The 14,444-nt window shown below is 63.1% G+C and carries 6 protein-coding genes; 2 read left to right on the plus strand and 4 right to left on the minus strand.

Features of this window, described 5'->3' with window-relative positions; translation table 11 throughout:
* Window positions 1-14 precede the first annotated feature (14 nt).
* On the minus strand, window positions 15-2,180 hold the full coding sequence (gene nosR, locus JZ00_RS00915) for a transcriptional regulator NosR (RefSeq protein ID WP_039591195.1): 2,166 nt from the start codon (window positions 2,178-2,180) through the stop codon (window positions 15-17).
* A 313-nt stretch (window positions 2,181-2,493) separates the two neighbouring features.
* On the opposite strand from nosR, the gene JZ00_RS00920 reads away from it, so the two are divergent.
* Entirely contained in the window at window positions 2,494-5,142 is a 2,649-nt protein-coding gene (locus JZ00_RS00920; protein WP_039591198.1) for an excinuclease ABC subunit UvrA, read from the plus strand.
* A gap of 42 nt (window positions 5,143-5,184) precedes the next feature.
* Here the strand turns inward: JZ00_RS00920 and hemN are convergent, their stop codons facing one another.
* The 3 genes from hemN to JZ00_RS00935 all read right to left on the minus strand — a co-directional run bounded on the left by hemN (window position 5,185) and on the right by JZ00_RS00935 (window position 8,465).
* Entirely contained in the window at window positions 5,185-6,573 is a 1,389-nt protein-coding gene (gene hemN / locus JZ00_RS00925; protein WP_039591199.1) for an oxygen-independent coproporphyrinogen III oxidase, read from the minus strand.
* On the minus strand, window positions 6,573-7,937 hold the full coding sequence (locus JZ00_RS00930) for an oxygen-independent coproporphyrinogen III oxidase (protein WP_039591200.1): 1,365 nt from the start codon (window positions 7,935-7,937) through the stop codon (window positions 6,573-6,575). The genes hemN and JZ00_RS00930 overlap by 1 nt, the downstream gene beginning before the upstream one ends.
* Before the next feature lie 84 nt (window positions 7,938-8,021).
* Window positions 8,022-8,465, minus strand: a complete 444-nt coding sequence (locus JZ00_RS00935) for a CopD family copper resistance protein (RefSeq protein WP_039591201.1) — start codon at window positions 8,463-8,465, stop codon at window positions 8,022-8,024.
* A 307-nt stretch (window positions 8,466-8,772) separates the two neighbouring features.
* Here JZ00_RS00935 and JZ00_RS00940 point away from each other — a divergent pair, with 307 nt between their 5' ends.
* Complete coding sequence (locus JZ00_RS00940) at window positions 8,773-14,382, plus strand: putative Ig domain-containing protein (protein ID WP_039591203.1); 5,610 nt, start codon at window positions 8,773-8,775, stop codon at window positions 14,380-14,382.
* Window positions 14,383-14,444 lie beyond the last annotated feature (62 nt).

Below are 14,444 nucleotides of genomic sequence, written 5' to 3' on the forward strand. Positions count from 1 at the left end.
GTCTTGCGCGCCGCTCAAGGCGTCGGCTCCACCTGCACCACCGGGATTCGTTGCGGGTCGGACGGGGTTGGCTTGCCACGCTTCTTGCGCTTGTTGATCAAGGGCGGGCATTTGTTTTCGTTGTGCCAGGTCATCTGGCAGTCGAGGCAGTAATGGCATTCGTTGGCATTGATCCGGCCATCGGGGTGAATCGCCTGGATCTCGCATTCCTTGGCGCACAGTTGGCACGGGTTACCGCACTCCTTGCGGCGCTTGAGCCAGTCGAACAGGCGCAGTCGGGTTGGCATCGCCAAGGCTGCGCCCAGCGGGCAGACGTAGCGGCAATAGACTTTGCGGGTGAACACGTTGATCACCAGCAGGCCCACCGCGTAGGCGACGAACCACCATTGACGGTCGAACTTGAGGGTGATGGCGGTCTTGAATGGCTCCACCTCGGCGAGCCGTTCGGCGGTGGCCATTGACTCCAGCGAGACGCCGAACAGCCCCAGCAAAATGATGTACTTGATCGCCCACAGCCGCTCATGAACGGCGAACGGCAATTCGTATTGCGGCACCTTGAGCTTGCGTGCCAGCTCGTTGATCAATTCCTGCAGCGCGCCGAACGGGCACAGCCAGCCACAGAACACCCCGCGCCCCCAGAGCAGGATGCTGGCGGCGGTGAACACCCAGAGAATGAAGATCAGCGGGTCGGTGAGAAACAGCTCCCAGCGAAAGCCCTCGAACAACGCGTGGACAAAGGTCAACACGTTGACCACCGACAACTGCGCCAGCGCGACGCCACCGAGAAACACCACGGTGAACACCAGATATCCACGGCGAACCCAGTGCAGCAGCGTTGGCCGTCGGGCCAGTGAGTCCTGGAAAAACAGGATCGCCGTCAGTACCAGCAACGCCGCGCCGAGCACGCCGATTTCGACGCTTTTCTGGTACCAGAGGGTCAGCCACATCGGCCGGCTGGCTTCTTCGGCCGCCGCCAGTTGCTCGGCCGTCGGCAAAGGTCGCTCGAGGTAGGGCTCGGGCAGTTGGTAGCCGAGTTCGAAACTGCTGAATGTGCCGCTGACCGGGCCGGTCTGGCGCCGCACCAACAGTTCCAGGCTCCACGGCGCGCCAGGGTCGAAACGATGGGAGGCGCGGATCGTGAAGATCGCCATTTCGTCGAAGTCCGGCATGTCGGCGGCGACGTCATCCAGGCGTTGGAAATCCAGGTCGCGGAAGCTGATGGTGTCGCCGGATTGGCGCAGTTGCACCCGGTCGAAAATCCCTCCGCGCACGTAGCCCGAACCCTTGAATGAATAACGGCCGCTGCCCATCACCGCGATCGCCTGTTCGCCTGGCTTGAGTTCGGCCATCAGCGCGCGGTATTGCGTCTCGCCCAGCAGATTGCGGCCGATGGTGGGCGGGTTGAGGTGGGTGACGTAGAGATCGATGAAGGTGTCGTCCACCTGCTCGCCGCTGGCGGTTTCGACCTGCTCGGCTTCGGTGCCTTTGAACGAGGCGTCGACCTCACCTCGGGTCAGGTGCAGGCGACGGACAGCGCCGTTGCCCGTCAGCGTGGCCCAATCGGCAGGCTGGTAGAAATCGTCCCGTACGCGGGCCGGCGCCACGGCCAATCCGGCATCGCCCTTGACCAGGCCCAGGGACACCGCGACGTCATGGGCGGCGCGCATGATGACTTCGTTGACCACCATGGCCGTCACGGTGGCGCCGGCGATCGCGTCGACTGTCACCGCATTCGGGTCGCTGGAATGCCCCACCACCACCCGTTGGTTGACCTTGATGCCGCTGTATCGAGCGCTGAAGGCGTGGAGCTTTTCTTCGGCGATGCCGATCAGCAGGATCGGTTCGTGGTGCTCCAGTACGTAGGCATCGAGGATCACACCGGCAGGGTCGAGAATGACCTGGACGTTGATCGGCTTGCCCGAATACGCCGGAATGTCCACCACGTCCAGGCTCTGGAAGACGTAGCCCAAGACCTTGCCGGCGGCGGAGAGTTTGCGAACCTTGAACGGGCCTTCGGGCTCGGAAATCGAATCGACGGGGCCCAGGACATGGTGGATGCGCTGTTGCTGGACTTCACCGTAGTCCTTGGACTGGACGATGGCGGCGAACATCAGCAGTAGAAGGAACAGCCCGGGAATCCAGGAACGGAATGGGTGCAGCATCGCAACGGGACGGGTCATGAGCGCCAGGGCTTGATTACAGGATCTTGGCGCTCATTCTGCGACCCGCCCCTGGCCTGGGCCCTTGATTGAAATCAACTTGGCAAAAAACCAGCTGCGACGGTTCTACACACCCAACCGTGGCGAGGAAGCGGTTCGGCGCGAACGGCAGGACTTGGTCCCATTTTCACCTGCAACGCTTTCGTCATCTGCCGCGCCCGGAGTAAATTCTTTTCGCACGCAAGCGGTCAAACCCGGTCGCATAATGGTCAGCGCTGTGATGCAGTCCGCTCCCCACCGCGCGTAACGCACCGATAGCCACAAGGAATCCCCGATGCCTCCACGTTCCACACCTGCTTCTACAGCCGGCACCGGCTTCGTGCGGGTGCGTGGCGCCCGCGAGCACAATCTCAAGAACGTCGACGTGGACATCCCTCGCGATGCCCTGGTGGTGTTCACCGGTGTGTCCGGTTCCGGCAAATCCTCGCTGGCCTTCTCCACGCTTTATGCCGAAGCCCAGCGGCGTTATTTCGAGTCGGTCGCACCTTATGCGCGGCGATTGATCGACCAGGTCGGCGTGCCGGACGTGGGCAGCATCGAAGGCCTGCCGCCGGCGGTCGCCTTGCAGCAGCAGCGCGGCACGCCAAGTGCGCGTTCCTCGGTGGGCAGCGTCACCACGTTGTCGAGCCTGATCCGCATGCTCTATTCCCGCGCCGGCAGCTACCCGGCCGACCAGCCGATGCTCTATGCCGAAGATTTCTCGCCCAACACCCCCCAGGGCGCCTGCCCGCAATGCCATGGTTTGGGGCGGGTCTATGAAGTGACGGAGGCCACCATGGTCCCCGACCCTTCGCTGACCATCCGCGAACGCGCCGTCGCCGCCTGGCCCATGGCGTGGCAGGGGCAGAACCTGCGGGATATCCTGGTCACCCTCGGCTATGACGTCGACATTCCCTGGCGCGACCTGCCGAAGAAACAACGCGACTGGATTCTCTTCACCGAAGAAACCCCCACCGTCCCGGTGTACGCCGGGCTCACCCCGGCCCAGACCCGCGCAGCCCTCAAGCGCAAACTCGAACCCAGCTACCAGGGCACGTTCAGCGGCGCCCGACGCTACCTGTTGCACACCTTCATGCATTCGCAAAGCGCGCAGATGCGCAAGCGCGTGGCCCAATACATGCGCGCCAGCCCCTGCCCGGCGTGCGAAGGCAAGCGCCTCAAGCGCGAGGCGCTGACCGTCACCTTCGCCGGGCTGGACATCGCCGAGTTGTCCAATCTATCGCTGTTGGCGTTGGCCGAAGTGCTCAAGGCCGTCGCGGCGCCCGACTATCTGGAGCAGCCCGAAGAGCCGGGCAATGTGCTCACTCACCGCCAGACCCGCGAAGCCCGCGAACAGCGCGCGGCCAGGGGCGACAACCCGCACGCGGGCGGGCCGGACGCCCGTCACACGCCCAACCTGTCCCTGGAAAAACGCCTGGCCGCCCAGCGCATTGCCGCCGAGCTGCTGGAGCGCATCGTCACGCTGATCGACCTGGGCCTCGGCTACCTGGCCCTGGAACGCAGCACGCCGACGCTGTCCTCCGGCGAGCTGCAGCGCCTGCGCCTGGCGACCCAGCTCAACTCCCAATTGTTCGGGGTCATCTATGTGCTGGACGAACCCTCCGCCGGCCTGCACCCGGCCGACAGTGAAGCGCTTTTCGGTGCCTTGCAGCGATTGAAAGCGGCAGGCAATTCGGTGTTCGTGGTCGAGCACGACCTGGACACCATGCGCCGCGCCGACTGGCTGATCGACGTCGGCCCCGACGCGGGCGAGCAAGGCGGCAGGGTTCTTTACAGCGGTCCACCAGAAGGCCTTGGGCAGGTGTCGGAGTCACGCACCCGCGCCTACCTGTTCGCCGAAGAACACGCCACCGCGCGCTCCCCACGCAAGCCCGAGGATTGGCTGCGCCTGGATGGCATTACCCGCAACAACCTCGACAACCTCAGCGCGGCGTTTCCCCTGGGCTGCTTCACGGCGGTCACCGGTATTTCCGGCTCCGGCAAGTCCAGCCTGGTCAGCCAGGCGTTGCTGGATCTGGTCGGCGCCCACCTGGGCCAGCCAAGCAACAACGCCGAGGCCGAGGCCGAGGCCGAGGAACAAAGCCTGGAAGACGAACCGGTGCAAACCAGCGGTGGCCGCGTCACCGCCGGGCTCGATGGGATAAAGCGACTGGTCCAGGTCGATCAGAAACCCATCGGCCGCACGCCGCGCTCCAACCTCGCCACCTACACCGGATTGTTCGATCACGTGCGCAAGCTCTTCGCCGCCACGGAACAGGCGCAGGCACTGGGATTCGATGCCGGCCGTTTCTCCTTCAACGTCGCCAAGGGCCGTTGCGAAACGTGCGAGGGCGAAGGCTTCGTCAGCGTGGAATTGTTGTTCATGCCCAGCGTGTACGCCCCTTGTCCGACCTGCCACGGAGCCCGCTACAACCCCCAGACCCTGCAAGTGACCTGGCAAGGCCTGGATATCGCCCAAGTGCTGCAACTGACGGTCAACCAGGCCCTGGAAGTCTTCGCCGAGCAAGCGCCAGCCAGGCGTTCGCTACAAGTGCTGAAGGACATCGGCCTGGGCTATCTGCGCCTGGGCCAACCGGCCACCGAACTGTCCGGCGGCGAGGCCCAGCGAATCAAGTTGGCAACGGAACTGCAACGCAAGGCCCGGGGCGCGACGCTGTACGTGCTGGACGAGCCCACCAATGGCCTGCACCCCCAGGACGTGGATCGCCTGCTGGTGCAGCTCAATCGCCTGGTGGACGAAGGCCATACCGTGGTCGTGGTGGAACATGACATGCGGGTGGTGGCGCAGAGCGACTGGGTCATCGACATCGGGCCAGGGGCTGGGACACAGGGTGGGCAGGTCGTGGTGAGTGGCGTGCCGCAGGTGGTGGCGGCTTGCGAGGAGAGCCGTACGGCGCCGTTCCTGAGAAACGCCCTGCGCTGAGCCTTGTGGCGAGAGCCGTCCCACCCACTAGCAGCCGGTGCATCAGACCGTACGCGAGTACTGCACCGTCTGCTCCCCCGCCAGATACGCGTCGAAGGCCATGGCTACGTTGCGCATCATCAGCTGTCCTTGGGGCAGTAGCACCAGCGAATCGTTGCGGATGTCCAGTAACCCATCACCCACGAGTTCCTGGAGCCGGTCGAGCGCCTCGTCAAAATAATCGGCAAAACGAATGCCGTGAGCAGCCTCGACCCGGCCGAAATCAATCCGTCCATGGCACATCAGTTCGCTGATCACCTCGCGCCGCAAGCGATCATCATCGCTCAGCCGGTAACCACGCTGGACCGCCAACAAGCCCTGGTCCAGGCGCGCGTAATACTGCGAAAGTTCCTTGACGTTCTGGCTGTAGCTGTCACCGACCTTGCCGATCGAGGACACGCCCAGGCCGATCAGGTCACAGTCGGCGTGGGTGGAGTAACCCTGGAAATTACGTTGCAACGAACCCTCGGCACGGGCGCGCACCAGCTCGTCGTCCGGCAGCGCGAAGTGGTCCATGCCCACGTAGACGTAACCGGCCGCGGTCAGGCGATTGATGGTCAGCTCCAGCAGTTCCAGCTTGCGCTCGGGCGGCGGCATGTCTTCGGGACGGATCATCCGCTGCGCCCTCACCCGCTGCGGCAAATGCGCATAGCTGTAGGCCGCGATCCGGTCCGGGCGCAGGGCGATGATCTTGCCCAGGGTGACGTCGAAACTGGCGATGGTTTGCAGTGGCAGGCCATAGATCAGGTCGACGCTCACCGACTTGAACCGCGCCCGTCGTGCGGCCGCCACCAGCTCGGCGACCTGCGCTTCGCTTTGTATGCGGTTGACGGCCGCCTGCACCTGCGCGTCGAAATCCTGGATGCCGAAGCTCAGGCGATTGAACCCCAGCTGCCGCAAGCCCTGGACTTGCTCGGCATCGATCGTGCGCGGATCGACCTCAATGGAGAACTCGTGGGCGTCGCTGTCGTCCATGTTGAACGACTGGTGCAGGCAATCCATCAGGTCGGCCAGTTGCCCGTGGGTCAGATAGGTGGGCGTGCCACCGCCCAGGTGCAGTTGGGTCAGCTTGCGCGAGCGGTCGAACAACGCCGCTTGCAAGGCAATTTCGCGCTTGAGGTAACTCAGGTATTCGGCGGCGCGGTGGGTCTTGCGGGTGATGATCTTGTTGCAGGCGCAGTAATAACAAAGGCTCTGGCAGAACGGGATATGGATGTACACCGACAACGGCTTGGGCACCGGAACCTGGTTGCTGCGCTGGGCAGCCTGGTGGTATTCATCCATGGCGAACGCCGAGTGAAACTGCGGCGCGGTGGGATAGGAGGTGTAGCGCGGCCCCGGACGATCGTATTTTTCGACCAGGGCGCGGTTGAAAGCACAGGGAGCATTCATCAAGGGTTCAACTTTTCAAAGGAGTTTGGGCCTGCGTTAACCGGCACGGAGTCGAACAGGTTGCAGATCGCATCCACGCTCAGGCGCCCGGCGGGCAGGATGCCGATGAAACGGCTCGACAGCTCGATCAATCCCTGAGCATGCAATTGCTCCAGCAACGGCCAGATGTCCGCGAAATACTCGCGGAACACCAGGCCGAAACGTGCTTCGATGGCGGGTATTTCCAGCTCCAGGTCACAGGACAACTGTTCGGTGACGGTGACCCTGATCTGATCCTGCGCTTCGCAGCGCCAGCCACGGCACACCGGCAGTTGCCCAGCATCGAGTAGCCGGCAGTACTGCAACAGATCAGCGGTGTTCTGCACGTATAAATCTTCGATCTGGGTGATCGCCGCCAGGCCGAACCCCACGTGATCGCAGCAACCGTGACGGGTGAACCCATGGCAGTTGCGGTGCAGCCGCCCATGTTCCTGAGCGACTGCCAGGTCATCGTCGGCCCGGACAAACTGTCCCATGCCAATGTAGTGATAGCCCGCACCGAGCAGTTGATCGCAGCAACTGCGGCGCATGGTGTCCTTGTCCGCCTCGCTGCAAAAAGCACCGTACCCGCCGGCACTTTTGGAACGGTAGCGATAAGGTGCGTGGGCATAGTCGAACACCTGCAGGCGATCGGGCTCCAGCTCGATCAGCGTGGCCAGTTTGCGGGCGAAACTCTGGGGTGTCTGCCAGGCGTGGCCGTAGCCGAGGTCGATGTTGATCGAGCGGAAACCGAAGGTCCGCGCCGCATCGATCAACGAATGGATCGGTGCGGGGTTCTGGTAGCAATCCACCGACAGCTCGTTGTCGAGGCCAATGTCGGGCACGCCGATGCTGACATGGGTGAAACCCTGGTCGCGAATCTGCCCCATGGTCGACCAATCGGTATGGTGCAGGTCGACCTCGATGCTGTGGTCGCCGCTTTCGCAGAAGTCGAAACGTTTGCGCAGGTCGTCCATCAGCCGTTGCAGATGAATGATCACCGGCGTTCCGCCGGTCAGGCAGAACTGCTCGACGCGTCGCCCGGCGCCCAGGTGGCAGGCGACCAGCCCCACTTCATAGGCCAGGCGTTGCAGATACCCTTCGATCTCGCCGCATTGGCATACGCTGGCCAGCGGTGAACAGGATGCCAGTCTCAAGCACGACGGCAAGTGCACCTTCAGGGACAGCGGGCGACGTTTCTGTCGGCTGCCGCGCAAGCCCCTGAGCAGGTCGAGCGAACCGATGCCGCCGTGGAATCTCTCCGTGCCGACCGGGCAATCGACATCCGCCGCCACTGGCGTACGGTCCGCGGCACGCTCACCGAGGGTATGAAACAGGTCGAACATGACAATCTCCGAGTGGCTGCGCGGCGACAGTGTCGGGCTTATCCCGTGCGGGCACCTTGACCTGTATCAAGCGCCCGGCAACCGCTACCAGGTGAGGTAGAACATGCCCTTGGCCAGCAGCACAATCGCGACCATGTGGGCAAACACGCTGGTATGGATGATCCGGACGTAACGACCATTCATGCGCCCGCTGCGGAACAGCCACATCGCCCAGAGAAAATGCCCCAATACACTGGCGGCGAGCAGGATCTTGAGCCCCAGCAACATGCCGAACGATGACTGCGACGGCGCCGCCAGCACCGGAAGATAACGCAGCCAGACCATGGCGATGCCCGCACCGAACAACACCAGCAGCACCCACGGCATCAATTGCCGGGCGCGCCGGCTGATGCCCTGCTCCAGCAGCACCATCACTTTGTTGGGCAATTGCTTGCGGATGCTCTCCAGAAACAACACCTCGAAAAACACCGTGCCGATGAAAACCAGCGCGGCGAACAGGTGCAAGGTCAGAAACAGCGGATAGGTCATGGCAGCCCTTTTTCGGCGGGGCGAATGGTTTATTCGAGGGTATCGCGCGGGCCTGGCGGTGGGGTTGATGCCAATCAAGGAAAGACCACGCCACGGGAGACCACCGTTGCCACAGGGATCAACGTTTTGCGTGAAAAGCGTCAAGGAAATGTTACACACTTGAAACTCCGCGCAACCGTTTATCAGTTTTTTGACACTTCACCGATACGCGGTCACAACTTTTTCGCTCCGTTGGGTCATAACACCGTGGTCGCCGATGGAATATTGGCATCCAACGAGGTTCTTAGCCTGATACGGAGATAAGTCCATGATTTTCAACGTACAAGATTTTGGCGCCAAAGGAGATGGCGTCACTGACGACACGGCGGCCATTCAGAGTGCAATCGATGCGGCAGCGGCCGCAGGCGGCGGGCAGGTGTACATGCCGACCGGCACCTATATCGTTTCGGGGGGCGAGGAACCGTCCGATGGCTGCCTGATGCTCAAGAGCAACGTCTACCTGTACGGCGACGGCATGGGTGACACCACGGTCAAATTGGCCGATGGCTCGGACACGAAGATCACCGGCATCATCCGTTCGGCCTATGGCGAGGAGACCCACGATTTCGGGGTCAGCAACCTCACCATCGACGGCAACCGCGACGCCACCACCGGCAAGGTGGACGGCTGGTTCAACGGTTATATTCCCGGCGAAGAAGGCTACGACTCCAACGTCACCCTCGACAGCGTCGAGATCAAGGATTGTTCCGGGTACGGCTTCGACCCCCACGAGCAAACCGTCAACATGGTCATCAAGAACAGCGTGTCCCATGGCAATGGCCTGGATGGCTTTGTCGCCGATTTCTTGAGCGACAGCATCTTTGAAAACAACATCGCCTACGACAACGACCGCCACGGTTTCAACGTCGTCACCAGCACGCACGATTTCACCCTCGCCAACAACGTCGCCTATAACAACGGCGGCAACGGCATCGTGGTGCAGCGCGGCAGCGAAGACATCCCCTCCCCCAGCAACATCACCATCACCGGCGGCGAGGTATACGGAAACGGCGCTGAAGGTGTGCTGATCAAGCTGTCCAGCGAAGTGACCGTGACCGGCGTCGATATCCATGACAACGCCAGCGCCGGCATTCGCATCTACGGCAGCAACCACGTCGACGTGCTCGACAACACGCTCAACAACAACTCGTTGGGCAGCGCCGTGCCGGAAATCATCATCCAGTCCTACGACGATACCCTCGGGGTGTCCGGCAAATACTTCAACGGCAGCGACAACCTGATCCAGGGCAACGTCATCAGTGGCAGCGACCTGTCCACCTACGGCGTCGCCGAGCGCAACGAGGACGGCACCGATCGCAACGCCATCATCGCCAACACCATCAGCCACACCAGCAAGGGCGCCACGCTGGTCTATGGCGACGGCAGCTACGTCAGCGCCACGGTGCCGATGACCACTGTGCAAGGCACTGCGGGCAACGACATTCTCACGGGCACCAGCGCCAGCGAGATTTTCTATGGCGCGGCCGGCAACGACACTATCAACGCAGGGGCCGGAAGCGACATCCTGGTGGGTGGCGCGGGCATCGACAAACTCACCGGCGGCACCGGTGCCGATACGTTCCGTTTCACCAGCCAGTCCGACAGCTATCGCAATGCAACGGCGAGCTTCGACGACACCATCACCGATTTTGATGTGACCCAGGACAAGATCGACCTCGCGGGCCTCGGTTTCACCGGACTGGGCAACGGCCGTGGCGGCACCTTGCAGGTCAGCTACAACGCCAGCAGCGACCGCACCTACATCAAGGATTACGACGCCGACGCCAGCGGCAATCGCTTCGAGCTGATTCTCTCGGGCAACCTGACGAGTACCTTGACGGCCAACAACTTCATCTTCAACCGAGTGATCACTGGCACCACCGGCAGCGATTCGTTGCTGGGCAGCGACGCCGCCGATACCCTGCTCGGCCTCGCGGGCAACGACAGCCTCAGTGGTGGCGCGGGTGACGACAAGCTCGACGGCGGCGCCGGCATGGACACCCTCACGGGCGGGACCGGGGCGGACACCTTCGTGTTTTCCAACCGGCTGGACAGCTACCGCAACTACAATACCGGCGGCGCGAACCTGGGCGACGTGATCACCGACTTCAACGTCGCCGCCGACAAGATCGACCTTTCCGCCATGGGCTTCACCGGGCTGGGCGACGGCAAGAACAATACGGTTTACCTGGTGCTCAACAGCGCGGGCACCAAGACGTACGTCAAATCCCTCGAAGCCGACGCCAATGGCAACCGCTTCGAAGTGGCCTTGGAGGGTAATTACCTCAACACCCTGACCAGCGCCAACTTCGTCTTCGCCACCTCGTCGCCGACCAACCAGGCACCGGTCGTCGCCACGCCGTTGCTGGACCAGAACGCCACCGAAAAAACGCCCTTCAACTACGTGGTCCCGGCCACCAGTTTCACCGACCCCGATAACGACAGCCTCAGCTACACCGCCAAGTTGGCCGACGGTAGCGCCCTGCCCAGCTGGCTGACGTTCGACGCCGCCACGCGCACCTTCAGCGGTACTCCGCCGGACACGGCTTCGGGCACCTATTCGATCCAGGTCACCGCAACCGACGGCAGCAATGCCACCGTCAGCGACAGCTTTACCCTGGCCGTGCAAGACGTGCCCTCGTCCGTCGTGATCAACGGCACGCCGAACAACGACACGCTGACCGGCACGGTCGCCAACGAGCAGATTTTCGGCGGCGCGGGCAACGACACGATCAACGGCGCCGCCGGCAACGACATCCTGGTGGGCGGCACCGGCGTGGACAAACTCACCGGCGGCACGGGCGCCGATGTGTTTCGCTACACCTCCAAACTCGACAGCTACCGCACCAGTTCCACCAGCGCCAGTGACCAGATCCTCGATTTCGACGTGGCCGCCGACAAGATCGACGTCGCGGCCCTGGGCTATACCGGCCTGGGCAACGGGCTCAACGGCACGCTGCAGGTCACTTACAGTTCCTCGACCAACCGCACCTACCTCAAGGACCTCACGGTCGATGCCAACGGCAACCGCTTCGAGATTTCTATGGCGGGCAACCTCGTCAGCAGCCTGACGGCCAATCACTTTGTCTTCGCCGACCAGAACACCCCGACCAACGTGGCGCCAGTGGTGGTCATCCCGCTCCTGGACCAGAACGCCAGCGAAAGCACGCCGTTCCAATACACCGTCGCCAGCAACAGCTTCAGCGACGCCAACCAGGATGTGTTGACCTACACCGCGACCCTCGCCAACGGCAGCCCCCTGCCCTCATGGCTGGCGTTCAACGCCACCAACCTGACCTTCAGCGGCACACCCACCAGCACCGCCGCCGGCAACTACGATGTACTGATCAAGGCCACCGATCCCTCGGGGGCCTCGGTCAGCGACAGCTTCGCCCTGGTGGTCGCCGATGCGCCGGCCAACACCATCACCGGTACGGCCAACGCAGAAAGCCTCAACGGCACGGCAGGCGCCGATCTGATCCTCGGGCTCGGCGGCAACGACACCATCAAGGCCGGCACCGGCGCGGACATCGTCGACGGCGGCGCCGGGCGCGATTCGCTGTATGGCGGCGACGGCGCCGACACGTTCCGCTACAACAACCTGTCCGACAGCTACCGGGACTACGACACCGGCGGTGTCACGGCCACGGACACGATCTATGACTTCACCGTGGGCGTGGACAAGATCGACGTGTCCGGCCTGGGCTTCCTTGGTCTCGGCGACGGCAGCAACGGCACGCTCTACATGACCTTGAACGCGGCGGGCGACAAGACCTATGTCAAGTCCAGCCAGGCCGACGCCGATGGCAACCGTTTCGAGATCGCCCTGAACGGCAACTACCTCAACACCCTGACCGCCAGCGACTTCGTCTTCGACGAACGCGCCCAGCAAGACATCCTTTACTTGCCGACCCTCGGCCAGTCCAACGCGCGCCTGCTGCGCATGAGCGAGGACGACGATCAATCCGGCACCTCGATGCTGGTCAACGACCTGAGCAAGTACACCACCTACGACGTGCGCAGCCAGTTCAACGATGCCGACGGCAACGGCATCGACATTGCCGTGGGCGGCAGCACGGTCAACGGCTTGTCGACGCTGGGGGCCGAGGAACTGAAATTGTGCTGGTGGCTGACCGACACCAACCAACCGGGGCCGGCGCTGTTGCGGGCCGTGACGTTGTTGCGCGACCAGCTCACCGAACTGAAGTCCATCGACAACGTGACCATGGGCATCATCTGGGGCCAGGGCGAGGAAGCCGCCCAGGAAATCGCCCGCTCAACCGACAAGGCAGCCGCCGCGGCGGCCTACAAGGCGGCGACGCTGAAGGTCTTCGATTACCTGCACGCCCAGTTCGGCAATTTCACCGTGTACATGATGGAGACCGGCCACTACGAGCAGGACGCCGCACGCGCCCGTGGCTACTCGGAGGAAAAAATCGCCGCCATCGTCGAGGGCGTGGGCTATGTCCGCGCCACCCAGGAAGCTATCGCCGCCGAGCGCGCCGACGTGAAACTGGCGGTGGACTATGACGACCTGCCCTTGCGCTATGAAGTGGACCCGCTGGTCTACCCCGACGACGTCTGGCACCTGCACGAGGAATCAGCGGAAATCGTCGGCCAGCGCCTGGCGGACTACATCGCCGATGACCTCGGTTTCCAGGGCAACCCCAACGACAACAACAGCGTGCAGGACATTTTCGACGGCGCGCAGAATGAAGGCGGGATGATTTCCGGCACCGACCAGGCCGATACCCTGGTGGGCAGCTCCGGCAACGATACGCTGGACGGTGACCTGGGCGCCGACACGTTGACCGGTGGCGATGGCAATGACATCTACATCGTCGACAACGCGTTCGACAGCGTGGTGGAAACCAACACCTCCACCTCACAGATCGATACGGTGCAGGCCTCGGTCAGCTGGACCCTCGGCGCCAACCTGGAAAACCTCGTATTGACCGGCGTCTCGGACATCGACGGCACCGGTAACGAGCGACGCAACTTCATCACCGGCAACGTCGCCAACAACGTGATCAACGGAGCCGCAGGCGCCGACAGCATGAGCGGCGGCGACGGCGACGACACCTACTATGTCGACAACGCCAGCGATACCGTGATCGAAAACAGCAGCAACCCGGTGTCGGGCGGGATCGACAGTGTCCACAGCAGCCTGGCGACCTACACCTTGGGCAACAACGTCGAGAACCTCTACCTCGACAGCCCCGGCGCCGCCAACGGGATCGGTAACGCGCTGGCCAACATTCTGTTCGCCGGTGCCGGCGACAACATCCTCGACGGACGCGATGGCAACGACACCGTCTCCTATGAGCGAGCCCTGGCCGGGGTGACCGTGAACCTCTCGACGTCCGCGCAACAGAACACCGTGGGTTCCGGGCTGGACACCTTGAAGTTCATCGAGAACCTGACCGGCAGCGCCTACGCCGATACGTTATCGGGCAACAGCGCCGGGAACATCCTCAACGGCGGCGCGGGCAACGACACCCTGGTGGGCGGCTCCGGCGATGACCGGCTGATCGGCGGCGCCGGCACCGATAACCTCACCGGCGGCACCGGCGCGGACACCTACGCGTTTGGCGCACTGTCGGACATGGACGTCGGCGCGGCGCGGGACGTGATCAACGGCTTCAAGAGCACCGAGCTGGACAAGCTGGACTTCACCGGCCTGGACGCCAACCCGCTGACCGCCACCCTCGATGCGTTCACCTTTATCGGCAGCAACGCCTTCGACGCCAACGCCACCGGCCAGCTGCGCTTTGTCGACGGCATCCTCTACGGCAGCGTCGACGCGGACGCCACCGCCGAGTTCGAAGTGCAACTGGTGGGCGTCAAGGAGCTGCATGCCAGTGACTTCACTGCCTGATTGAGCTTTTTGGGGCTGCTATGCAGCCCCTTGTGTTCCACCTGCCTTTGTGGCGAGGGAGG

Source organism: Pseudomonas frederiksbergensis (genome assembly GCF_000802155.2).
GTDB lineage: Bacteria > Pseudomonadota > Gammaproteobacteria > Pseudomonadales > Pseudomonadaceae > Aquipseudomonas > Aquipseudomonas frederiksbergensis_A.

What these genes read in the sequence shown, in the direction of transcription:
- JZ00_RS00920 (WP_039591198.1), top strand. Translation starts at nt 2,494, where the DNA reads ATGCCTCCACGTTCCACACCTGCTTCTACAGCCGGCACCGGCTTCGTG.
- JZ00_RS00940 (WP_039591203.1), top strand. Translation starts at nt 8,773, where the DNA reads ATGATTTTCAACGTACAAGATTTTGGCGCCAAAGGAGATGGCGTCACT.
- JZ00_RS00935 (WP_039591201.1), bottom strand. Translation starts at nt 8,465, where the DNA reads ATGACCTATCCGCTGTTTCTGACCTTGCACCTGTTCGCCGCGCTGGTT.
- hemN (WP_039591199.1), bottom strand. Translation starts at nt 6,573, where the DNA reads ATGAATGCTCCCTGTGCTTTCAACCGCGCCCTGGTCGAAAAATACGAT.
- JZ00_RS00930 (WP_039591200.1), bottom strand. Translation starts at nt 7,937, where the DNA reads ATGTTCGACCTGTTTCATACCCTCGGTGAGCGTGCCGCGGACCGTACG.
- nosR (WP_039591195.1), bottom strand. Translation starts at nt 2,180, where the DNA reads ATGACCCGTCCCGTTGCGATGCTGCACCCATTCCGTTCCTGGATTCCC.